Source organism: Helicobacter sp. 23-1044, assembly GCF_053654695.1.
In genome coordinates this window covers 1-346 of the sequence record NZ_JBSIUQ010000040.1, presented here as the reverse complement: position 1 = coordinate 346, position 346 = coordinate 1, and the positions used below count along the sequence as shown (strand labels likewise).

The following is a 346-nucleotide window of genomic DNA, read 5'->3' as shown; positions in this document are numbered from 1 at the left end:
GCCGCCGCCGTTTGAGATGCCCCTGTCGCCAAATCCCCCAAAATACTGCACTCCAAACTCCATATCGAAGTTTTGCGCTTCCAAAAGATACGAGATTCCCGCGTTTGCGTAACCTAAAATTTTGTCGCTATCTAGGGCAAAATCGAAGTTTTGACTTCGCACTAAAACCTTGCTTTTGGCGAGTTTTGGGGCGAGATTGAACTTCGCCCCTGCGCCAAAATTCACTCCAAATCCGCCAAAATAATTTGCGTAATAGAGCCCCAAATCGCCGTAGATTAGGTTAAAAAGGGCGTTTTGGTAAATCGCAGAATCTGCTTTGATTTCCTTTGATTTGAGTGCTTTGTAA

General features: G+C 45.1%; 1 protein-coding gene. It reads right to left on the bottom strand.

Features of this window, described 5'->3' with window-relative positions; all coding sequences use genetic code 11:
- A partial coding sequence (locus tag ACWIUD_RS12095) for a hypothetical protein (RefSeq protein ID WP_454149421.1) occupies positions 1–346 on the bottom strand: 346 nt, incomplete at both ends.